The following is a 21288-nucleotide window of genomic DNA, read 5'->3' as shown; positions in this document are numbered from 1 at the left end:
CCGCTTCTGATTGTTAAAGCGTCTGCGGGGCCGAAAGTGTCACACCCATCGCCAGGCGGCCCGACAGGTGTGACGATTCAGTGCGAATCCACGCTGTACAGGATGTCGGCGAATCGAGAGGACAGTGTGGCCAGCAACGGGGGGCGCCACGACCCGCGGACCGACCGCGACATGGAGCTCGGGGCCGCGGTCGGGCGTGCCCAGGGCGGGGACGAGCACGCCTTCGCGGTCGTCTACCGGCTCGTCCAGCCCCTGCTGCTCGGCTACGTGCGCGGCCTCGTGGGCGACGAGGCGGAGGACGTCACCTCCGAGGCCTGGCTCGAAATCGCCCGCGACCTCGGCCGGTTCCGCGGGGACGGGGCGGGCTTCCGGGGGTGGACGGCGACCATAGCCCGGCATCGGGCCCTGGACCACCTGCGGCGCCAGGACAGCAGGCCCCGCGCCCGTCTTCTCGACGCCGAACTGCTGGACCACCCCGCGGCCGAGGACACCGCCGACCGCGCGCTGGAGGCGCTCGGCACCGAACGCGCGCTCTCCCTGATCGCCTCGCTCCCGCCCGACCAGGCGGAGGCGGTGCTGCTGCGGGTCGTCGTCGGACTCGACGGAGGGTCCGCGGCCCGGGTGCTGGGCAAGCGCGCGGGAGCGGTCCGCACGGCGGCGCACCGCGGTCTGAAGCGGCTCGCCCGGCTGCTGTCCTGACCCCTGGTGACCGGCGGGTAGCCGCCCCCGGAGGCCCTGCGGGCGCCCGCCATGGGGCAGTATGGTGCGCGATTGCGAGGGGGAGGCCCGAACGTGGATTTGGCGACCGCGGTACGCGCGGCGCAAGAAGGGGACGAGGACGGCTTCCGGTTCGTGTACCGAGCGGTGCAGCCGAAACTGCTGCAGTACGTACGCTCGCTGGTCGGTGCGGGGGACGCCGAGGACGTCGCGTCGGAGGCGTGGCTGCAGATAGCGCGTGACCTGCCGGGCTTCCACGGCGACGGGGACGCGGTGCGCGGCTGGGCGGCCCGGGTCGCCCGCAACCGGGCGATGGACCACCTGCGAGCGGTGGGCCGCCGGCCGCTGGCCGCCGCCGGGGTGGAGGAACTGCTCGACCGGCCCGCCGTCTCGGACACCGCCGAGGAGGCGGTCGCCGCGGTGGGCACCGGTGCCGCGCTGGCGGCCATCGCCGCCCTTCCCCAGGACCAGGCCGAGGCCGTGCTGCTGCGCGTGGTCATGGGCCTGGACTCCCGGTCGGCGGCCGAGGTCGTCGGCAAGAGGCCCGGCGCGATACGCATGGCCACCAGTCGCGGTCTGCGCCGTCTCGCTGAGCTGCTGGATTTCGACGGCGGGTCGTCAAGTGTGACGTTTTCGGCGTCTCGAACGCTTGAGGACATGAGATGAGCGACAACCGAGGACACGACTGGCTGGACGACGCCACCGCCGAGCGGTTGCTGCCGGGTGCCCACGGTGACGACCCCGCGGAGCGGACCTGGCGCGACGAGCGCGCCGCCGCCCTGGCCGGGCTGCTGGCCGCCGCCGCCGCTCCCGGCCCCCTCGACCCGGAACGTGAGGAGGCGGCCGTCGCCGCGTTCCGCGCCGCGCGCGCCGAGGCCGCGCTCACCGAAGGCTCCGCGGGCGTCCGCCTCGGCACGGCCGACGACTGGTCGCCCGGCGCGGGCACGGACGCGGGGTCCCGGAGCGGGCGCAACCGTGCGGCCCGTCACTCCAGATCGCTGACGGGGACGTTGATCGCGACGGCGGCCGCGGCGGTGGCGGGGGTGAGCGTGGCGGCCGCCGCCGGCGCGCTGCCGGCACTGCTCGGGCACGCCGTTCCCGCCCCCGCCCCGGTCCACACCCAGAGCGCGGCGACGGCCGCCCCGGACAGCGCCCCGCCGGCCCCCTCCCGTCCCGGCCACGGCAGCGACCGCCCGTCGGGTGGCGCCGGCGCCACCCACGGCACCGCCGTCCCCGGCCGGACCGCCGGGACGACGTCCGCCCCGCCGGTCCTGGACCACGAGGCACTGTGCCGGGCCTACGCCGCGGCCGGATGGCACCGCAAGGGCGTGGACGAGCAGGCCTACAAACAGCTGCGGAAGGCGGCGGGCGGCGGCGGGCAGCAGGTCCGCCGCTACTGCGCCGGGCTGCTCGGCTGGGAGCCCGGGAGCTCCGGGAACGCGAACTCCGGGAACGGGAGCTCCGGGAACGCGAACTCCGGGAACGCGAACTCCGGGAACGGGAACTCGATGAACGGGAACGGCGGCAAGGCCGGGAAGGGGGACGAGTCGGGCGACGCCCCGCGCGTCACCTCACAGCCCGCCCTGGCCGCCCCCGCCTCCCCGGCCGCCCCGGCCGACGGGCGGCCGGGACCGCATCCCGGCCGCGGCGGTGAGTGACACTTTCCGGCCGCCGTGCGCCCCTATGGACGGGCCGACTGGTCATCGGCCCCGCGGATCCGGGCGCTCCCCGTGCCCACGGGTCCGCACCCGAGCGCGGCCGGGCAGGTCCCCTCTCCCGGCCGCGCTCCCGGGCGCCGCGGGTCGGGGTGTGACACTTTCGGCCTCCCGGGCGCTTTACCCAGTAGACCGACTGGTCATCGGTCGAGGGGTCGCCCGGTCCCCCCGTATCGGGCCCCCAACGAGGGACGCGGGCGGAGCGCTTTCCCCCCGCTTCGCCCGCGTCCTCACACAGCGCCGCAGAGGCGGCGGCGTAGGGTCGATGACGTGATCTTCCGGATCGAGCGGCACTGCCCGCTCCCCGCCGCCGAGGCATGGCGCCGGGTCACCGACTGGGAACGCCACGCGGAGCTGGTGCCGTTCACCACCGCCGTCGTCACCGGAGAGCGGTCGTTCACGGCGCGCACCGGCCTCGGACGGGCGGCCGTCGACGACCCCATGGAGATCGTGCGCTGGGAACCGCCGGACGCGGGCCGCCCCGGGCGGTGCCGGCTGGAGAAGCGCGGCCGGATCGTGCTCGGCTGGGCCGAGATCGAGGTGTGGCCGCGGGAAGAGGGGGGCTCACGCGTGATGTGGCGCGAGGACCTGCGGGTGCGCCCGCTGCCGAGGGCGTTCGACCGGCCCACGGCGTGGGCCGGTCGGCTCCTGTTCGGGCGGGCGCTGGACGGGCTCCTGGCCCGGGCTCACCAGTAGACGACGACCTTGTCGCCGATCCGTACCTGGTCGAAGAGCGCCGAGATCTTGCCGAGGTCGCGCACGTTGACGCAGCCGTGCGAGGCCCCCGCGTAGCCGCGGGCCGCGAAGTCGGCGGAGTAGTGCACCGCCTGGCCGCCGCTGAAGAACATCGCGTACGGCATGGGCGTGTGGTAGATCGTCGACACGTGGTTCCGGCTCTTGGCGAAGACGCTGAAGGTGCCCTCGCGGGTGGGCGTGTACTGGGAGCCGAAGCGGACGTCCATCGCCGACACGACCCTGCCGTTCACGACCCAGGCCAGGGTGCGGCTGGTCTTGCTGACGCACAGCACGCGGCCGGTCATGCAGCGCGGGTCGAGCTTGGCCACCGGGTTGCTGGTGGGCGGGTACATGGCGGCACGCGTGGGCTGTCGGGTCACCGAGCGCAGCTTCGCCCAGGTGACGTCGGTGACCGTGCCCGAGGCGGGCAGCTTGTGGCGGGACTGGAAGGCGCGCACCGCGGCGGCGGTGACCTCGCCGTAGTAGCCGGTGGGGTTGCGGCCGAAGAGGCCGAGTTGCTTCAGCCGGGCCTGGAGGTCGCGCACCCGGGCGCTGCTGCTGCCTCGCGCGATGACGACGACCGGCCGGGGGGTGCGGTCGGCCTTCGGCTCCTTCGTGGCGGACGGCGAGGCCGTCGGCGAGGGGGAGCCGGTGCTCGGCGCCGCGCTCGGGCTCGCCGAGGGGCTTGCCGCGGGTGCCGGGGTGTCCTGTGCCGCGGAGGCCCTGGCGGTGGGCTCGCTCGCCTGGGCCGTACAGCCGGCGAGCAGGGCCCCGGTGAGCAGCGCGGCGGCCGCGGCCGCCGCGCGAGATCTTGTGACGGATATGAGTGCCACTTCGTCCCCCTGGAGATGAGTCGGTACACCCTTTGACTGATTTCCCCGGCATGTAGTTGCACCGGCCAGGTCACGGTTCGCCGCACACTGAGCAAAGGGGGACCGAGTCGCTGGAGGCATGACGCATGGCACGCGAGTCCGAATCCGGTCTGCCGATCGAGCCCGTCTACGGCCCTGCCGCCCTCGACGGCTGGGACCCGGGCGAACGGCTCGGCGCGCCGGGCGGCTACCCCTACACCCGCGGCGTCCACCCGACGATGTACACCACCAGGCCCTGGACGATGCGCCAGTACGCGGGCTTCGGCACCGCCACCGAGTCCAACGCGCGCTACCGGCAGCTGATCGCCCACGGCACCACGGGCCTGTCCGTCGCCTTCGACCTGCCGACCCAGATGGGCCACGACAGCGACGCCCCCCTCGCCCACGGCGAGGTCGGCAAGGTCGGTGTGGCCGTCGACTCGGTCGAGGACATGCGCGTGCTGTTCGACGGCATCCCACTGGACCGGGTCTCCACCTCGATGACGATCAACGCCCCCGCCGCCCTGCTGCTCCTGATGTACCAGCTGGTCGGCGAGGAGCAGGGGGTGCCCGCGGACCGGCTCACCGGCACGATCCAGAACGACGTGCTCAAGGAGTACATCGCCCGCGGCACCTACATCTTCCCGCCCAAGCCCTCGCTGCGACTGGTCGCGGACCTCTTCCGCTACTGCCGCGCCGAGATCCCGCGCTGGAACACCATCTCCATCTCCGGCTACCACATGGCCGAGGCCGGTGCCTCGCCCGCGCAGGAGATCGCCTTCACCCTCGCCGACGGCATCGAGTACGTCCGCACCGCCCTCGCCGCGGGCATGGACGTCGACGACTTCGCGCCGCGGCTGTCCTTCTTCTTCGTCTCGCGCACGACCCTCCTGGAGGAGGTCGCCAAGTTCCGTGCCGCCCGCCGCATCTGGGCCCGCGTCATGCGCGAGGAGTTCGGGGCGAGGAACCCCAAGTCGCAGATGCTGCGCTTCCACACCCAGACCGCGGGCGTCCAGCTCACCGCCCAGCAGCCGGAGGTGAACCTGGTCCGGGTGGCCGTGCAGGGGCTGGCGGCGGTGCTGGGCGGCACGCAGTCGCTGCACACCAACTCCTTCGACGAGGCGATCGCGCTCCCCACCGAGAAGTCCGCCCGGCTCGCGCTGCGCACCCAGCAGGTCCTGGCGTACGAGACCGACGTGACGGCGACCGTGGACCCCTTCGCGGGGTCCTACGTGGTGGAGTCGATGACCGACGGGCTCGAGACGGCGGCACTGGAGCTGATGGCGAAGGTGGAGGAGTTCGGCGGTGCGGTGAGCGCGATCGAACGCGGCTTCCAGAAGTCCGAGATCGAGCGCAACGCCTACCGGATCGCCCGGGAGACCGACTCGGGTGAGCGGGTGGTCGTCGGCGTCAACCGCTTCCAACTGGAGGCGGAGGAGCCCTACGAGCCGCTGCGCGTCGACCCCGCGATCGAGGCGGCGCAGGTGGCGCGGCTGGCCGCGCTGCGTGCCGGGCGCGACCGGCGGGCCGTGGACTCGGCGTTGTCCGCGCTGCGGAAGGCCGCCGAGGGCACGGAGGACGTCCTGTACCCGATGAGGGACGCGCTCCGTGCCCGCGCCACGGTGGGCGAGGTCTGCGACGCGCTCCGCGAGGTCTGGGGGACGTACGTCCCCTCCGACGTCTTCTGAGTCACCCGGCGAGGCGGGCGACCAGGCGGTGACCCGTTCCGGGCCGCGCGTGGCGAGACCGGCGCAACCGTCCGGGCGGATCACGGGCAGGCCTACCCGCGGTGTCAGGTCCCGTTCGGCCTGCTCCGCCGGCGGTGGCCGCCACCTCCGGCGTCTTTCGGTCATCGCCGCTTCCGGGTCCGGCAGAAGGCGGTCGGCGATGGTGACGGGCACGCGGTTGCTGTTCTCGTACGGCGACAGCCGGTCGAGCACCAGTCCGCCCTGTTACGGACTGCCGACGCGGGCGACCGGCAGTCCGTACAGGGCGGACGCGGTGTACAGCGCGGTGGAGAAGCAGCCGACGACCAGCCGACGACCAGCCGCGGGCGGGCCCGCAGGAAGAGCACCTCGGCGAGCCCGGACGCCACCGCCCTCGTCAGCTCCGCGCCCAGAGCACGCGCCTCCCGCTCCAGCCGCCACGACCAGTGCGCGGGCGCCGTCGGGTGCGGCTCGAAGACCGCCGTGCGGTGCCCCGCCGCGACCGCCCCGCGCACCATGCCTTCCCCACCCCCAGGTGAACGCAAGATGGCGGAACTGAATCCGTGGCCCGGGGCGGTCGATTCTTCATTCGGCGGCGCGTTGTTAACCGTCCGTTGGCGTCGCGTTGGAGGCCCGCTCGGAATGCATTCCTAGCGTCTCCGGAGTGCCAGCAAGTACCGCGGACCCGATCAGGGTCACCGTCCTCGCCGACTCGGACACCCGATGGAAATGGGGTGCGCTGACGGCGCGCCGCATCGCCCCGGAGGCGCGGCTCGACGCCCGCCTGCTCCGCGGCCGGGCGACCCCGACCGAGCGCCAGCTCGCGGAGGTCGGCATCCCCGCGGACTCGATGCGCGAGGTCACCGCGGCACAGTTCCTCGCCGGGGCCTCCCGTGACACCGCGGACGTCGTCGTGCTCTCCTGCGTCGGCGGCACCGTCCAGGCCATGCTGCACGGCCTCGCCCGCGCCTGGCAGGGCACCCCCCGTCGCCCGGTCGTCGTCACCGGCTACGTCGGGGTCGTCTACGAGAAGCTCGCCGACGGGCTCCTGCTGCGGGCCGGCGCCGACGCCGTGCTCGCCAACAGCGCCCACGACGCACAGCGCTTCCGCGACGTCTACGAGGGCGTCGGCGCGGACGCCGGGACGGTCGTGGAGACCGCGCTGCCCTTCCTTGAGGGCAAGCCCTACGAGCCCTCCGGGGACCGGCCGTTCACCGTGGTCTTCGCCGTCCAGCCCTCCGTGCCGGACAGCCGCAAGGACCGCACGTACCTGCTGCGCCGCGCGGTGGACCACGCGCGCTTCCACCCGGAGCGCGAGGTGCTGGTAAAGCTGCGCAGCAAGCCCGGTGAGCACACCACGCACATCGAGGAACAGCCGTACCAGAAGCTGGTCCCCAAGCTGGACCCGCCGAAGAACCTCAAGCTCGTCTACGGGCACATGGGCGAGGTCCTGGACCGCACCGACCTGCTGGTCACGGTGAGTTCGACGGCGGCGCTGGAGTCCATGCACCGCGGCATCCCCACCGCCGTCCTCACCGACCTCGGGATCCGCGAGGCGCTCGGCAACCACCACTTCCTCGGTTCGGGCGCCTACGCCTCCTGGGACCAGATCGACTCCGGCGAGGTGCCGAGGGTCCGCCCCGAGTGGGCCCGCGGCCAGGGCATCGCCTCCGACGGCGACCCCTTCCGCGTGGTGCGCGAGCGCGTCACGGAACTGGCCGCCGCCCCCGCGCTCCCGCCGCTGGCGCCGTACTACACGACCACCACCGCGCCCGGTTACCTGCCCGGCGTGCTCGCCCGCCACGGCCTCGGCCCGAAGGGCGAGCCCCTGCCCGGCGCCGCGACCGAGCCCGCCGAGCCCAGCGCCCTGCGCCGGACCGTGCGCGACATCGCGCGCAACTCCGCGCGCGCCGCGTACCGCCAGGGCGTGCAGCGCGTCGCGCCCGTGATCCGCAGGTGGGGCCAGCTGTGAACCCGCCCCCCAAGCCCCAAGGAGCCACCATGCCAACGGTGTTGGCCGTCATTCCCGCCCGCGGCGGCTCGAAGGGCGTACCCGGCAAGAACCTCGCCCCGGTCGGCGGCGTGCCGCTGGTCGCCCGCGCCGTGCGGGCCTGCCGCGAGGCCGACCTCGTCACCGACGTCGTCGTCTCCACCGACGACCCGTTCATCGCCGAGGCGGCCCGCGCCGCCGGCGCCGAGGTCGTCCTGCGCCCGGCCGCCATCGCGGGGGACACCGCGACCAGCGAGGCCGCGGTCCTGCACGCGATGGACGCGCACGAGGCGATGACCGGCCGCGGCGCCGACGTGGTGCTGCTCGTCCAGTGCACCAGCCCGTTCATCACCACCGGGGACGTGGGCGGCGTGGCCGCCGCGGTCGTCGAGGACGGCGCGGACACGGCGGTGACCGTGGCCCCCTTCCACGGCTTCGTCTGGCGCGACGCCGCCGACCGGATCGGCGCCGTCGCCATGGCAGCAGACGAGGCGGCCGAGGGCGGCCGGTCCCGTACGACGGTGGCCGCCGCGACCGGCGGCTACGGCGTCAACCACGACAAGGCCCACCGCCCGCGCCGCCAGGACCGGCCGCAGGACCTGCTGGAGACCGGCGCCGCCTACGCGATGCGCGCGGACGGCTTCCGCGAGGCCAGGCACCGCTTCTTCGGCCGCACCGCGCTGGTGCGCACCGACCCCGCCAAGGTCCTGGAGATCGACGAGCCGGACGACCTGGCCCGCGCCCGCGCGCTGGCCCCGCTGCTCGACCCCGCGGCTGACGACGTCCCCGAGGCCCCGGCGCACCCGACCCGCGACGACGTCGACGCGGTCGTACTCGACTTCGACGGCACCCAGACCGACGACACGGTGCTGGTCGACTCCGAGGGACGTGAGGCCGTCACCGTGCACCGCGGTGACGGGCTCGGGATCGCCGCCCTGCGCGACAACGGACTGCCCGTCCTGATCCTGTCCACGGAGACCAACCCGGTCGTCGCCGCACGGGCCCGCAAGCTCAAGGTCCCCGTGCTCCACGGCATCGACCGCAAGGACCTCGCACTCAAGCAGTGGTGCGAGGAGCAAGGAATCGCCCCCGAGCGGGTCCTGTACGTCGGCAACGACGTCAACGACCTCGGCTGCTTCGCGCTCGTCGGCTGGCCCACGGCCGTCGCCGACGCGCACGACATCGTCAAGGACGCCGCCCGTTCCGTCACCGCAACGCCCGGAGGACGCGGAGCGATCCGCGAGATCGCCTCGTGGATCCTCGGCCCCTCACTGTCCCGAAGGGAACTCTCCCAGTGACCACCACCAACGCCCGCCTTCGTCCGATCGGCGACCGCCTGGTCGGCCCCGGCCAGCCCGTCTACGTCACCGGCGAGATCGGCATCAACCACAACGGCTCCCTCGAGGACGCCTTCGCCCTGATCGACGCGGCCGTGGAGGCCGGCGCCGACGGTGTGAAGTTCCAGAAGCGCACCCCGGAGATCTGCACCCCGCGCGACCAGTGGGACATCGAGCGCGACACCCCCTGGGGCCGCATGACCTACATCGACTACCGCCACAAGGTGGAGTTCGGTGAGGACGAGTACCGCGCGATCGACGAGTACTGCGCCAAGAAGGGCATCGACTGGTTCGCCTCCCCGTGGGACGTCCCCTCCGTCGAGTTCCTCGAGAAGTTCGACCGCGTCCGGGTCCACAAGGTCGCCTCGGCCTCGCTGACCGACGACGAGCTGCTGCGCGCCCTGCGCGCCACCGGCAAGACGGTCATCCTCTCGACCGGCATGTCGACCCCGAAGCAGATCCGCCACGCGGTGGAGGTGCTCGGCAGCGCGAACATCATCCTGTGCCACGCCACCTCGACCTACCCGGCGAAGCACGAGGAGCTCAACCTGCGGATGATCAACACCCTGCAGCGTGAGTTCCCGAACGTCCCGGTCGGCTACTCCGGTCACGAGATCGGCCTGCAGACCACCCTCGCGGCCGTCGCCCTGGGCGCCGTCTTCGTCGAGCGCCACATCACCCTCGACCGTGCCAACTGGGGCTCGGACCAGGCCGCCTCGGTCGAGCCGCAGGGCCTGGACCGCCTGGTCCGCGACATCCGCATCATCGAGCAGGCGCTCGGCGACGGTGTCAAGAAGGTCTACGAGGGCGAACTCGGCCCGATGAAGAAGCTGCGCCGCGTGCCCGGCGTCATCGCCGAGCAGGAGGCGGCCCAGGCCGCGGCCGCCGCGGAGCCCGAGACGGTGTCGGCCTGATCCATGAGCGACAGCGCCACTCTGGCACTCGTGGAGAGCCCCGTTCAGTTGCTCAACGTGCTGGAGTGGGCGCATGTTCACCCGCCCGCGGTGCCCTCGCCGCGGCCCGGGACGGTCACGGCCGACCCGGGCCCGGTGGCGCCAGGGCGGCCGCTCACCATCGTCGCCCTCGCCCCGCGTGACCCCATGACGCGTGGCCAGCTCCGTCGCATGACGGAGCTGGCCATGGACGAGGGCATCACGGTGCGCTGGTGCGAAGCCCGCTCCTCCCGGGGTTCGCTGCTGCGCACCGCCGCCGAACTGACCCCGGCCCTGCGGGCCGCGGGACGGGTCGTCCTCGGTGACCCCTTCTCCCGGCTGGTGCAGGTGCTCCTGCCGCTCAGCCGGGCGAAGGAGATCACCGTCGTGGACGACGGCACGGCGACCATGGAGTTCACCGAACTCCTTGCCAAGGGTGCCCGGCTCGTCCGCTGGCACCGCAGCGGCCGCAGGCTGTCGCCGGTGGACGCGGCCCTCGGCGTCTTCGCCTCGGCCGCCCGGCGCCGGCTCACCCCGGGCGCCGGGCGGCGGGTCGAGCTGTTCAGCTCGATGCCCGCCTCGCCTCCCCCCGGGATGGCGCTGCGGGCCAACCGCTTCGCCTGGACCCGGGCGCGGTTCGGCCCGCCCACCGTCAGGACCGGCACCGACATCGTCGGCACCTCCCTGGTGGAGACAGGGGTGGTCGACCCCGAGCGCTATCTGGCCGCCGTCGCCGCCCTGACCCGGGCGCACGGCGCCACCCGCTACTTCGCGCACCGCCGGGAGAGCGCCGACAAACTGCACCGGCTGTCCACGGAGACCGGGCTGCAGATCGTCCGGCCCGATCTGCCGCTGGAGCTGATCGCCCGCCGCGGCCCGATCGGCCAAACGGTCCTGAGCTTCCCCTCCACGGTCGTGCACACCCTGCCGCTCGCGCTGGAGGGCACCGGCGTCAAGATCACGGTCTGCGACGTCGATCCGGAGTGGCTGACCGACCAGGCCTCGCCGCGGGCCCAGAGCTTCCTGTCCGCGATCACGGGCAGTGCCCGCGACCTGCACGGCCTGGCCTCGGTGGCCCCGGTCAGCTGAGCACGTCCCGCCGGCCGCCCGGCCGCCCGTCCGGCGGGTCAGCGCGTCACGGAGACGACCTCCCGGCAGGTCGTTCGCTTCACCGCGAACGCCCGCCGGTCGATCACGACCGGCGGAAAGCTGCGCCTGCCGAAGATCGGTGCCCTGAAGGTGAAGTGGTCCCGCAGCCGGCCGTCGACTGCGTCCGCGGTGTCCCCGAGCTGCCCTGATCCGGGCCTCGCCTGGGCCACCCGGGGCCGGTCACAGGGCGTTGCCTCGCGGCCGGGCCATCGTTGGGCCACTATGGAGTGGCGAGGGACAAACCAAGTTCATACCCCTGAGCGGGGCGGGGTACGCGCCGAACGGGGGAGTTTTTCTTCCTCGCGTGGCATGAATTTACGGCGATGTAGTGATCGGGAGAGCAGATGCGGTCTAGCCTGTCGGAGGTGAACGACTCAGCGTCCGAACCCTCCGAAAACCCCGTGCCAGTGGCGCCCACAGTTCCCGCCGCACCCGAAGGTGCGCTGTTGGGCGTACTGCCCGAGCGGCTCAGGGCCGAACTCGTGGCGTTCCGGCGGGACCTGCACATGAACCCCGAGCTGGGCCGGCAGGAGTTCCGCACCACCGCCGCGATCAAGGCCCGCCTGGAGCAGGCCGGCCTCCGGCCGCGGGTGATGCCCGGCGGCACGGGGCTGCTGTGCGACATCGGCGCCACCGACCCGGCACGTCCGCGGCTGGCGTTGCGCGCGGACCTGGACGCGCTCCCGATCCCGGACACCAAGCGTGTGGAGTACCGCTCGACCGTGCCCGGCCGGGCGCACGCCTGCGGCCACGACGTGCACACCACGGTGGTGCTCGGCGCCGGTCTGGTACTGGCGGAGCTGGAGCGCGAGGGCAAGCTGAGGCGTCCGGTACGGCTGGTGTTCCAGCCGGCCGAGGAGGTCATGCCGGGGGGCGCGCTGGACGCCATCAAGGCGGACGCGCTGGACGGCGTGGGCCGGATTCTGGCCCTGCACTGCGACCCCAAGGTCGAGGTCGGGCGGATCGGGTTGCGCCAGGGACCGATCACCTCCGCCGTGGACCGGCTTGAGCTCTCCCTGGACGGCGCCGGCGGCCACACGGCCCGTCCCCACCTGACCACCGACCTGGTGATGGCCGCCGCCAAGATGGCCACCGAGCTGCCGGCCGTGCTGGCCCGCCGGATCGACCCCCGGTCCGGGATGAGCATCGTGTGGGGCCGCATCGAGGCCGGTCACGCGGCCAATGTCATCCCGCAGCACGCCGAGCTGGAGGGCACGGTCCGCTGCCTGGACCTGAACGCCTGGCACGAGGCCCCCGACCTGGTCCACGAGGTGATCGACCAGGTGGCCGCCATGTACCGGGCGAAGTGGGAGCTGACGTACCACCGCGGGGTGCCGCCGGTGGTGAACGAGGCCGACTCGACCGAGCTGCTGCGCGACGCCATGACGGCCCGCTACGGCGCGCACACCGTCGAGGACACGGAGCAGAGCCTGGGCGGCGAGGACTTCTCCTGGTACCTGGAGAAGGTTCCGGGCGCGCTGGCGAGGTTGGGTGTACGGCCCGTTGGGGACACGTCAAAGCGTGATCTGCATCAAGGTGACTTCGACGTCGACGAGGGCGCGATCAAGGTCGGCGTGGAGCTCTTCACCTCCGCTGCGCTGCTGGCATGACGGTGGGTGACCCGGTCGACACGGCCGGGTCACCTGGCCGAAATGCGACGATCCGATAACGGGCCGCCAACCCCCCTTTACCTGACATCTACGCGCGTTAAGCTCCGGTTAAGCCAGCGCCGGACGGGGCGCTCAGAGTTGAAGGGGTACCCTCTTGCGCCGGGTAACCAAGATCGCCGCCGCGGGTATAGCCTCCGCGGCTCTCGCGCTCACCGCGACCGCTTGCGGCAGCAGTTCCAAGGACAGTGGCGGTGACGGCAACAGCGGCAGCGGCAAGCTGAAGGTCGGCGTCGCCTACGACGTGGGTGGCCGTGGTGACCACTCGTTCAACGACTCCGCCGCCCAGGGCCTGGACAAGGCGAAGGAGGACTTCGGCGTCGAGGTCAAGGAGCTGACCGCCAAGACCTCGGACACCGAGGCCGACCGCGAGCAGCGCCTGGAGGATCTGGCCGACGCGGGTTACAACCCGGTCATCGGTGTCGGTTTCGCCTACGCCGAGTCCATCACGGCCGCGGCCAAGAAGTACCCCAAGACGACCTTCGCGATCGTGGACTCGGTCGTCGACGCCAAGAACGTCGACAGCATCGTCTTCACCGAGGAGCAGAGCTCCTACCTCGCCGGTGTCGCCGCCGCGCTGAAGACCAAGGACAACAAGGTCGGCTTCATCGGTGGCGTGGACATCCCGCTGATCAACAAGTTCGAGGCCGGCTTCCGCCAGGGCGTCGAGGAGACCAACCCGAAGGTCAAGGTCACCACCCAGTACCTGACCAGCGGCTCGGACCTCTCCGGCTTCTCCGACCCCGCCAAGGGCAAGGCCGCCGCGCAGGGCATGCTGGACAACGGCATCGACGTGATCTACGCCGCCGCCGGCTCCTCCGGCAACGGCGCCATCGAGGCCGTCGCCGGCAAGTCCGGCGCCTGGGCGATCGGCGTGGACTCCGACCAGCACGAGCAGCCGGGTCTGGCGAAGTACAAGGACTCGATCCTGACCTCCGCTCTGAAGAATGTGAACGTCGCGGTCTACGACGTGGTCGAGTCGGTCAAGAGCGGATCCCCGCTGACCGGCACCCACGCCTACGACCTCGGCAAGGACGGTGTCGGCCTGTCCACCAGCGGTGGCTTCATCGACGACATCAAGTCCCAGCTGGACGACGCCAAGAAGAAGATCGTGAACGGCGACATCAAGGTCAAGACGACCGTCAAGTGACGCCCGGTCTCTCGTGAGCGCCGGTCGCGAGGCTCGGGAGGGGACAGCCCAGGCTCCCCCCTTCCCGGGCCTCGCGCCTGCGTTCAGCCCGGGTGTCGCGCACGCGGTATCCGTTGTGACCCACCCCCTTATGGATCTGGCGACGCTACGCGCGTAGAGGCCCCTCCTCGCGATACGTTCGCCACACCCCGCCCGCCCCGCTCTTTTCCGCGAGGAGAGTGCGCCATCAACGCGTCCAGCCCCCCCAGCCAGAATGCCGTGGAGCTCCGCGGCATCACCAAGCGATTCCCAGGCGTCGTGGCCAACCACGACATCGACATCACGGTTCGCCGTGGCACGGTGCACGCCCTCGTGGGCGAGAACGGCGCCGGCAAGTCGACGCTGATGAAGATCCTCTACGGCATGCAGAAGCCGGACGAGGGCACCATCACCATCGACGGCGAGCGGGCCACCTTCCACGACCCGGGCGACGCCATCGCCCGCGGCATCGGCATGGTGCACCAGCACTTCATGCTCGCCGACAACCTCACCGTCCTCGAGAACGTCGTCCTCGGCAGCGAGAAGCTGTACGGCATCGGCGGCAGGGCCCGGGCCAAGATCAAGGAGATCTCCGACGCCTACGGCCTCGGGGTGCGCCCGGACGTCCTGGTGGAGGACCTCGGTGTCGCCGACCGTCAGCGCGTCGAGATCCTGAAGGTCCTCTTCCGCGGCGCCCGTACGCTGATCCTCGACGAGCCGACCGCCGTCCTCGTCCCGCAGGAGGTCGACGCGCTCTTCGACAACCTGCGCGGCCTCAAGGCCGAGGGCCTGACCGTCATCTTCATCTCCCACAAGCTGGGCGAGGTGCTCTCCGTCGCCGACGAGATCACCGTCATCCGCCGCGGCACCACGGTGGGCTCCGCCGACCCGGCGACCACGACCCCCAAGCAGCTCGCGGAGCTGATGGTCGGCAGCGAGCTGCCGTCCCCCGAGACCCGCGAGTCCACGGTCACCGACGTCCCGATGCTGACCGTCGACGGTCTGCACCTGTCGGAGACCGACCTGGAGGGCATCGAGCGCGTCGTCCTGGACCAGATCTCCTTCACCATCCACAAGGGCGAGGTCCTCGGCATCGCGGGTGTCGAGGGCAACGGCCAGGCGGAGCTGGTCGAGGCGATCATGGGCATCCTGCCGCCCGACGCGGGCCGGATCGGCCTGGACGGCGCCGAGATCACCCAGCTCCCGACGCGCAGGCGCCGCGAGGACGGCATCGGCTACATCCCCGAGGACCGGCACCGGCACGGCCTGCTGCTGGAGGCCCCGCTCTGGGAGAACCGCATCCTGGGCCATGTCACCGAGCGCCCCAACAGCAAGGGCGCCTTCCTCGACCCGGGCGCGGCCCGCCGCGACACCGAGCGGATCGTGCGCGAGTACGACGTCCGCACCCCCGGCATCGAGGTGACCGCGGCGTCCCTGTCCGGCGGCAACCAGCAGAAGCTGATCGTCGGCCGCGAGATGAGCCACCGGCCCAAGCTGCTGATCGCCGCGCACCCCACCCGCGGTGTGGACGTCGGCGCCCAGGCGCAGATCTGGGACCAGATCCGCGAGGCCCGGCGCGAGGGCCTGGCGGTGCTGCTGATCTCCGCCGACCTGGACGAGCTGATCGGCCTGTCCGACACCCTGCGCGTCATGTACCGCGGCCGTCTGGTCGCCGACGCCGACCCCGCCACCATCACCCCGGAGGATCTGGGCTCCGCGATGACCGGCGCGGCCGCCGGCCATCTCGAGCACGAGGACGGCGACGCCGCCCACGGGGGAGAGGACCGATGAAGAAGTTCGACAAGGAGCGGGTGCTCCTCGCCATCGCCGCCCCCGTGCTGGCGCTCGTGGCCGCGTTCGTGATCACGGCGCTGGTCCTGCTCGCCACGGGCAAGGAGCCGTTCGGCGCCTTCGGCACGATGTTCGACTACGGCTTCAAGAGTGACAGCCAGGTCGAGATCATCAACAAGGCGACCACGTACTACATCGCGGGCATCGCGGTCGCCGTCGGCTTCCGCATGAACCTGTTCAACATCGGTGTCGAGGGCCAGTACCGCCTGGGTGCCTTCTTCGCCGCCGCCGTCGGCGGCGCGGTGACGCTGCCGGGCTTCCTCCAGGTCCCGCTGATCATCGTGGTCGCCATGATCGTCGGCGCGATGTGGGCCGGTATCGCGGGGCTGCTGAAGACCACGCGCGGGGTCAGCGAGGTCATCGCGACCATCATGCTGAACGCGATCGCCACCTACATCGTCGGCTACCTGCTCAAGGACGGCCGGCTCGGCCACCTCGACAAGGCGCAGACCTCGGTGTCGACCACGCCGCTGCCCTCCTCCGGCCACCTGTTCAACTTCGACATGGGCGAGGACGTCGGCCAGATCTACGGCTTCGTCGTGCTCGCCGTGGTCATCGGCGTCGGCTACTGGTTCGTGCTGGGCCGTACCCGCTTCGGTTTCGACCTGCGCAGCGTCGGCCTGTCCGAGAGCGCCGCCAGCGCGAGCGGCGTCAGCGTCAAGCGCATGGTGATCACCAGCATGCTGATCTCCGGCGGCCTGGCCGGTCTCACCGGCATGCCGCTGCTGCTCAACGACGCCCACGCCTACGGTTCCGACCTCTTCCCGGCCGGCATCGGCTTCACCGGCATCTCGGTGGCCCTGCTCGGCCGCAACAACCCGGTCGGCGTCGCGCTGGCCGCGCTGCTGTGGGGCTTCCTGGAGCGCGGCTCGGGCCGCCTGGAGTTCGAGGGCTACGACAAGGAGATCGTCGGCGTGATGCAGGGCGTCATCGTCCTCAGCGTCGTCATCGCCTACGAGGTCGTCCGCCGCTACGGCCTCAAGCGCCAGCAGCAGAAGGTCGGCGAGGAGCTCGCCGCCCAGGCCCGCACCAAGAAGGAGGTGACGGCGTGACCGCCACGACGACCCAGACCCCGCCGCCCGCGGCTCCCAAGGCCGCAGGGGCCAAGGGCCGCAAGGGCCGCCTCTCCTTCCCGGTGATCCTGCTGATCATCGCCGCCGCGATCGCGCTGGTGTCGGTGGTGCGGATCATCACCGGACAGGACCAGCTCACCGCCCAGGGCCAGATCACCGCGGCGCTCGGCCTCGCCGTGCCGATCGGCCTGGCCGGTCTGGCCGGCCTGTGGTCCGAGCGCTCCGGCGTGGTGAACATCGGCCTCGAGGGCATGATGATCCTCGGCACCTTCTTCGGTGCCTGGGCCGGCTGGCAGACCAACCCGTGGCTGGGCGTCCTCGCCGGTGTCGTCGGCGGCGCGCTCGGCGGCCTGATCCACGCGATCGCCACCGTCACCTTCGGCGTCGACCACATCATCTCCGGTGTGGCCATCAACATCCTGGCGCTCGGTGCCACCCAGTACCTCGCCAAGCTGTGGTTCTCCACCGGCGACGCGGCCACCAAGGGCGGCAACCCCAAGCAGTCCCCGCCGGTCGACGCCCTGCCGTCGTTCGACATCCCCGGGCTGTCCGACGGACTGGCGAGCATCGAGAAGCACGGCTGGTTCTTCGTCTCCGACCTCGCCGGCATCCTCGGCGGCCTGGTCACCAACGTGTCCGCGCTGACGGTCGTCGCGGTGCTGCTCTTCGTCGGCAGCTTCTTCCTGCTGTGGCGCAGCCCGTTCGGCCTGCGGCTGCGGTCCTGCGGTGAGAACCCGGTCGCGGCCGAGTCGCTCGGCGTCAACGTGTACCTGTACAAGTACATCGCCGTGATCGCCTCCGGCGGTCTGGCCGGCCTCGGCGGTGCCTTCCTGGCGATGGTGCCCGCGCACATCTACCTCGAGAACCAGACCGGCGGCCGCGGCTACATCGGCCTCGCCGCGATGATCTTCGGCAACTGGCGGGTCGGCGGCCTCGCCACCGGCGCCGGCCTGTTCGGCTACTCCGACGCGCTCCAGCTGCGCAACGGCGGCCCGACCGTGCACGCGCTGCTGCTGCTCCTGGTGGTCCTGCTGGTGCTGCTGGCGGCCTGGAAGCTGTGGAAGCGGAGCTTCTGGCAGGGCGGCGTCAGCCTCGTCGTCGGAGCTCTGGTGCTGGCCTGGTACCTGCTCACCGACGAGGTGCCGGGCGAGTTCGTGGGCGCGACCCCGTACGTCGTCACCCTGCTGGTGCTCTCCCTGTCGGCACAACGCCTGCGGATGCCCAAGGCTGACGGTATGAGGTACCGGAAGGGCCAGGGCAAGTGAGCGACACCGCGGGCCCGGTCGGCGTCGACGACGTCGACTGGGAGGGCCTGCGGGCGCAGGCCCGGGACGCCATGTCCCGGGCCTACGTCCCCTACTCCCACTTCCCCGTCGGCGTGGCCGCGCTGGTGGACGACGGCCGGGTCATCTCGGCGTGCAACGTGGAGAACGCCAGCTACGGCCTCGGCCTGTGCGCCGAGTGCGGGCTGGTGTCGATCCTGCACGCCACCGGGGGCGGCCGGCTCGTCGCCTTCACCTGCGTCGACCGCAAGGGCAACCAGCTGATGCCGTGCGGCCGCTGCCGCCAGCTGCTGTGGGAGCACGGCGGCCCGGAACTGCTGGTGGAGATGTCCGACGGCATCCGCACGATGCGCGACGTCCTCCCCGACGCGTTCGGCCCGGACGACCTGATCAACCGCTAAGAAGGTACGTGAATCATGGACGCCATTTCCGTCATCCGCACCAAGCGCGACGGCGGCCGACTCGGCGACGACCAGATCGACTGGGTCATCGACGCCTACACCAGGGGTGAGGTCGCCGACGAGCAGATGTCCGCGCTCGCGATGGCGATCCTGCTCAACGGCATGGACCGGGCCGAGATCGCGCGCTGGACGGCCGCGATGATCGCCAGCGGCGAGCGCATGGACTTCTCCTCGCTGCCCCGCCCGACCGCCGACAAGCACTCCACCGGTGGCGTCGGCGACAAGATCACACTGCCGCTCGCGCCTCTGGTCGCGGCCTGCGGTGCGGCCGTTCCCCAGCTGTCCGGCCGGGGCCTCGGCCACACCGGCGGCACCCTGGACAAGCTGGAGTCCATCCCCGGCTGGCGGGCGCTGCTGTCGAACGACGAGATGCTGCGGGTCCTGGGCGACACCGGCGCCGTCATCTGCGCCGCGGGCGACGGCCTCGCCCCGGCCGACAAGAAGCTGTACGCGCTGCGCGACGTCACCGGCACCGTCGAGGCGATCCCGCTGATCGCCTCCTCGATCATGTCCAAGAAGATCGCCGAGGGCACGGGCTCGCTCGTCCTGGACGTCAAGGTCGGCTCCGGCGCCTTCATGAAGAACCTGGAGCAGGCGCGGGAGCTGGCCGCCACGATGGTGGGCCTCGGCACCGACCACGGGGTGCGGACGGTGGCGCTGCTCACCGACATGTCCACCCCGCTCGGCCTGACCGCGGGCAACGCGCTGGAGGTCCGCGAGTCCGTCGAGGTGCTGGCGGGCGGAGGCCCGGCCGACGTGGTCGAGCTGACCCTGGCTCTGGCGCGCGAGATGCTCGACGCGGCCGGGCTGAAGGACGCCGACCCGGCCAAGGCGCTCGCCGACGGCTCCGCCATGGACGTGTGGCGCCGCATGATCGCCGCCCAGGGCGGTGACCCGGACGCGACGCTGCCCGTCGCGCGGGAGCAGCACGTCGTGACGGCCGAGCGGTCCGGTGTCCTCACCGGCATGGACGCCTACGCCGTCGGTGTCGCCGCCTGGCGCCTGGGCGCCGGCCGGGCGCGCAAGGAGGACCCGGTTCAGGCCGGCGCGGGCGTCGAGCTGCACGCCAAGCCGGGTGCCACGGTGACGCAGGGCCAGCCGCTGCTCACCCTGCACACCGACACCCCGGAGAGGTTCGACTACGCGCTGGAGGCGCTGGCCGGCGGGGTCGAGATCTCCCCGGCGGGCACCGCCTTCACGCCGGACCCGATCGTGCTGGACCGTATCGCCTGAGCCGGGCCACCCCGCGACGCGGAACGGGGCCGGTGGATTCCACCGGTCCCGTTCGTCTTTCCGCGTCGGGTCAGGCCCTCAGGCCGGGCGTCCTGCCGGGACGGCGAGCCGCCGGTCCGTGACCGCGCGCCGGGTCGCGTACAGGGTGATCCCCGCGACGCCCAGGACGGCGGCCAGGCACAGGGCGACGGTGCCGCCCCAGCCGGCGGCGTGGAAGGCGGAGGCGCCGAGGGTGCCGCCGAGACTGTTGCCGATGTAGTACGCGGTCAGGTAGAGCGCGGAGGCCTGGGCGCGGCCGGTGGTGGCCGTACGGCTGACCGCGCCGGAGGCGATGGAGTGGCCGGTGAAGAAGCCGGCGGTGATGAGGACCAGGCCGCTCAGCACGGCGGCCAGGGACCCCGCGAGGGTGAGCAGCAGCCCGCCCGTGGCCAGCACCACGGCGACGTACAGGGCGCCGCGCCGCCCGAGGCGGCCGTGCAGGACCCCGGAGGCCGCGGAGGCGCCGGTGCCGACCAGGTAGACCAGGAAGATGAGGCCGATCGCGGTCTGCGACAGGCCGAAGGGCCCGGCGGCGAGCCGGTAGGCCAGCACGTTGTAGACGGCGCCGAAGACCGCCATGAAGAGCAGCCCGATCAGGTAGAGCCGGCGCAGCAGCGGAGTGCCCAGGTGGCCGGTGACCGTACGCCACAGGGCGGCGGGACTGACCGGGCCGGGACGGAAGTTGCGGGCGGCGGGGATCAGCAGGCGGAAGGCGACGGCGCACAGCACCGCCATCGCGCCGGCGGCGAACAGCGCGGCGCGCCAGCCGAAGGCCTGCGCCACGGCGCCGGTGAGGACCCGGGCGCTCATGCCGCCGATGCTGTTGCCCGCGACGTAGAGGCCGATCGCGGAGGCGACCGCCTTGGGGTGGATCTCCTCGCCGAGGTAGGCCATCGCGGTCGCGGGGAGCCCGGCGAGGGCCACGCCCTGCACGGCGCGCAGGACGACCAGGGTGGTCAGGTCCGGCGCGAAGGGGATGACCAGGGCCAGCGCCGAGGCGCTGAAGACAGACGTGGTCATCACGGCCGTGCGACCGTACTTCTCGCTCAGCGCGCTCACCGGCAGCAGGGCCAGCGCCAGCGCGGCGGTGGTGGCCGAGACGGTGAGGCTGGCCTGGGCCGGGCTGAGGGACAGCCCCGTGGAGAGCGCCGGCAGCAGGGCCTGCGTCGAGTAGAGCAGGGCGAAGGTGGCGAGACCCGCGGCGAACAGGGCCAGGATGGCTCGGCGGTAACCGGGTTCGCCCGGACGGAGCGTGGCGGCTGAGGAGGCGGAGGCGGCGGCGCCCGGCCGTGTCACGGTGGACGCCCCTGTATCGGCGGGAGACATGTCCTCACGCTAGGCCGGGCCTGTTTCATGCGTCCAATGCACGGAGTAGCCATAA

At 72.3% G+C, this 21288-nt stretch carries 18 protein-coding genes and 1 pseudogene; 16 read left to right on the top strand and 3 right to left on the bottom strand.

What is annotated here, in order from left to right; genetic code table 11:
• The first annotated feature begins 171 nt into the window (after positions 1-171).
• The 4 genes from ACRWNP_RS07395 to ACRWNP_RS07380 all read left to right on the top strand — a co-directional run bounded on the left by ACRWNP_RS07395 (position 172) and on the right by ACRWNP_RS07380 (position 3128).
• A complete protein-coding gene (locus tag ACRWNP_RS07395; RefSeq protein WP_431960253.1) occupies positions 172-699 on the top strand; it encodes an RNA polymerase sigma factor in 528 nt (175 codons plus the stop codon).
• Between the two features lie 51 nt (positions 700-750).
• Positions 751-1383 (top strand): RNA polymerase sigma factor, encoded by a 633-nt coding sequence (locus ACRWNP_RS07390; protein WP_431960185.1) that lies wholly within the window; start codon positions 751-753, stop codon positions 1381-1383.
• Positions 1380-2375, top strand: coding sequence for a hypothetical protein (locus tag ACRWNP_RS07385; RefSeq protein WP_431960184.1), 996 nt, complete (start codon positions 1380-1382; stop codon positions 2373-2375). Before ACRWNP_RS07390 ends, ACRWNP_RS07385 begins: the two co-directional genes overlap by 4 nt.
• Before the next feature lie 327 nt (positions 2376-2702).
• Positions 2703-3128 carry an SRPBCC family protein gene (locus ACRWNP_RS07380; RefSeq protein ID WP_431960183.1) on the top strand — a complete coding sequence of 142 codons (426 nt, stop codon included), beginning with the start codon at positions 2703-2705 and terminating at the stop codon, positions 3126-3128.
• On the opposite strand, the gene ACRWNP_RS07375 is transcribed toward ACRWNP_RS07380, so the two are convergent.
• On the bottom strand, positions 3119-4000 hold the full coding sequence (locus ACRWNP_RS07375) for a L,D-transpeptidase family protein (protein WP_431960182.1): 882 nt from the start codon (positions 3998-4000) through the stop codon (positions 3119-3121). The two genes, ACRWNP_RS07380 and ACRWNP_RS07375, sit on opposite strands and share 10 nt — an antisense overlap.
• 125 nt (positions 4001-4125) lie before the next feature.
• Between ACRWNP_RS07375 and ACRWNP_RS07370 the strand changes: the two genes are divergently transcribed.
• A complete protein-coding gene (locus tag ACRWNP_RS07370; protein WP_431960181.1) occupies positions 4126-5706 on the top strand; it encodes an acyl-CoA mutase large subunit family protein in 1581 nt (526 codons plus the stop codon).
• Between the two features lie 147 nt (positions 5707-5853).
• Here the strand turns inward: ACRWNP_RS07370 and ACRWNP_RS07365 are convergent.
• A pseudogene (locus tag ACRWNP_RS07365) lies at positions 5854-6242 on the bottom strand (hypothetical protein); the annotation flags it as partial.
• Positions 6243-6388: 146 nt separating this feature from the next.
• On the opposite strand from ACRWNP_RS07365, the gene ACRWNP_RS07360 reads away from it, so the two are divergent.
• The 11 genes from ACRWNP_RS07360 (at position 6389) to ACRWNP_RS07310 (ending at position 19868) form a co-directional block, all read left to right on the top strand.
• Entirely contained in the window at positions 6389-7696 is a 1308-nt protein-coding gene (locus ACRWNP_RS07360; RefSeq protein WP_431960180.1) for a DUF6716 putative glycosyltransferase, read from the top strand.
• Between the two features lie 29 nt (positions 7697-7725).
• Complete coding sequence (locus tag ACRWNP_RS07355) at positions 7726-9012, top strand: cytidylyltransferase domain-containing protein (protein WP_431960179.1); 1287 nt, start codon at positions 7726-7728, stop codon at positions 9010-9012.
• Positions 9009-9965: an N-acetylneuraminate synthase family protein gene (locus ACRWNP_RS07350; protein WP_431960178.1), complete on the top strand. Its 957-nt coding sequence runs from the start codon at positions 9009-9011 to the stop codon at positions 9963-9965. Before ACRWNP_RS07355 ends, ACRWNP_RS07350 begins: the two co-directional genes overlap by 4 nt.
• 3 nt (positions 9966-9968) lie before the next feature.
• On the top strand, positions 9969-11072 hold the full coding sequence (locus ACRWNP_RS07345; protein ID WP_431960177.1) for a hypothetical protein: 1104 nt from the start codon (positions 9969-9971) through the stop codon (positions 11070-11072).
• A gap of 467 nt (positions 11073-11539) precedes the next feature.
• Positions 11540-12742, top strand: a complete 1203-nt coding sequence (locus ACRWNP_RS07340) for a M20 family metallopeptidase (protein ID WP_431960176.1) — start codon at positions 11540-11542, stop codon at positions 12740-12742.
• Positions 12743-12896: 154 nt separating this feature from the next.
• Positions 12897-13949 carry a BMP family lipoprotein gene (locus tag ACRWNP_RS07335; protein ID WP_431960175.1) on the top strand — a complete coding sequence of 351 codons (1053 nt, stop codon included), beginning with the start codon at positions 12897-12899 and terminating at the stop codon, positions 13947-13949.
• A gap of 258 nt (positions 13950-14207) precedes the next feature.
• Positions 14208-15758, top strand: a complete 1551-nt coding sequence (locus ACRWNP_RS07330; RefSeq protein ID WP_431960174.1) for an ABC transporter ATP-binding protein — start codon at positions 14208-14210, stop codon at positions 15756-15758.
• A complete protein-coding gene (locus ACRWNP_RS07325; protein WP_431960173.1) occupies positions 15755-16870 on the top strand; it encodes an ABC transporter permease in 1116 nt (371 codons plus the stop codon). The genes ACRWNP_RS07330 and ACRWNP_RS07325 overlap by 4 nt, the downstream gene beginning before the upstream one ends.
• Positions 16867-18156, top strand: a complete 1290-nt coding sequence (locus ACRWNP_RS07320; protein ID WP_431960172.1) for an ABC transporter permease — start codon at positions 16867-16869, stop codon at positions 18154-18156. Before ACRWNP_RS07325 ends, ACRWNP_RS07320 begins: the two co-directional genes overlap by 4 nt.
• Entirely contained in the window at positions 18153-18575 is a 423-nt protein-coding gene (locus ACRWNP_RS07315) for a cytidine deaminase (RefSeq protein WP_431960171.1), read from the top strand. The genes ACRWNP_RS07320 and ACRWNP_RS07315 overlap by 4 nt, the downstream gene beginning before the upstream one ends.
• Before the next feature lie 15 nt (positions 18576-18590).
• On the top strand, positions 18591-19868 hold the full coding sequence (locus ACRWNP_RS07310; RefSeq protein ID WP_431960170.1) for a thymidine phosphorylase: 1278 nt from the start codon (positions 18591-18593) through the stop codon (positions 19866-19868).
• Positions 19869-19946: 78 nt separating this feature from the next.
• Here the strand turns inward: ACRWNP_RS07310 and ACRWNP_RS07305 are convergent, their stop codons facing one another.
• Positions 19947-21233 (bottom strand): MFS transporter, encoded by a 1287-nt coding sequence (locus ACRWNP_RS07305; RefSeq protein ID WP_431960169.1) that lies wholly within the window; start codon positions 21231-21233, stop codon positions 19947-19949.
• Between the last annotated feature and the right edge of the window lie 55 nt (positions 21234-21288).

Origin of the sequence: Actinacidiphila sp. bgisy160 (genome assembly GCF_965342435.1) — a bacterium.
In the GTDB taxonomy this organism is placed as follows: Bacteria; Actinomycetota; Actinomycetes; order Streptomycetales; family Streptomycetaceae; genus Actinacidiphila.
The sequence above is the reverse complement of the archived record's forward strand: the minus strand, read 5'-3'. Positions and strand labels throughout refer to the sequence as shown.

What these genes read in the sequence shown, in the direction of transcription:
- ACRWNP_RS07395 (WP_431960253.1), top strand. Translation starts at nt 172, where the DNA reads ATGGAGCTCGGGGCCGCGGTCGGGCGTGCCCAGGGCGGGGACGAGCAC.
- ACRWNP_RS07390 (WP_431960185.1), top strand. Translation starts at nt 751, where the DNA reads ATGGGGCAGTATGGTGCGCGATTGCGAGGGGGAGGCCCGAACGTGGAT.
- ACRWNP_RS07385 (WP_431960184.1), top strand. Translation starts at nt 1,380, where the DNA reads ATGAGCGACAACCGAGGACACGACTGGCTGGACGACGCCACCGCCGAG.
- ACRWNP_RS07370 (WP_431960181.1), top strand. Translation starts at nt 4,126, where the DNA reads ATGGCACGCGAGTCCGAATCCGGTCTGCCGATCGAGCCCGTCTACGGC.
- ACRWNP_RS07355 (WP_431960179.1), top strand. Translation starts at nt 7,726, where the DNA reads ATGCCAACGGTGTTGGCCGTCATTCCCGCCCGCGGCGGCTCGAAGGGC.
- ACRWNP_RS07345 (WP_431960177.1), top strand. Translation starts at nt 9,969, where the DNA reads ATGAGCGACAGCGCCACTCTGGCACTCGTGGAGAGCCCCGTTCAGTTG.
- ACRWNP_RS07325 (WP_431960173.1), top strand. Translation starts at nt 15,755, where the DNA reads ATGAAGAAGTTCGACAAGGAGCGGGTGCTCCTCGCCATCGCCGCCCCC.
- ACRWNP_RS07310 (WP_431960170.1), top strand. Translation starts at nt 18,591, where the DNA reads ATGGACGCCATTTCCGTCATCCGCACCAAGCGCGACGGCGGCCGACTC.
- ACRWNP_RS07305 (WP_431960169.1), bottom strand. Translation starts at nt 21,233, where the DNA reads ATGTCTCCCGCCGATACAGGGGCGTCCACCGTGACACGGCCGGGCGCC.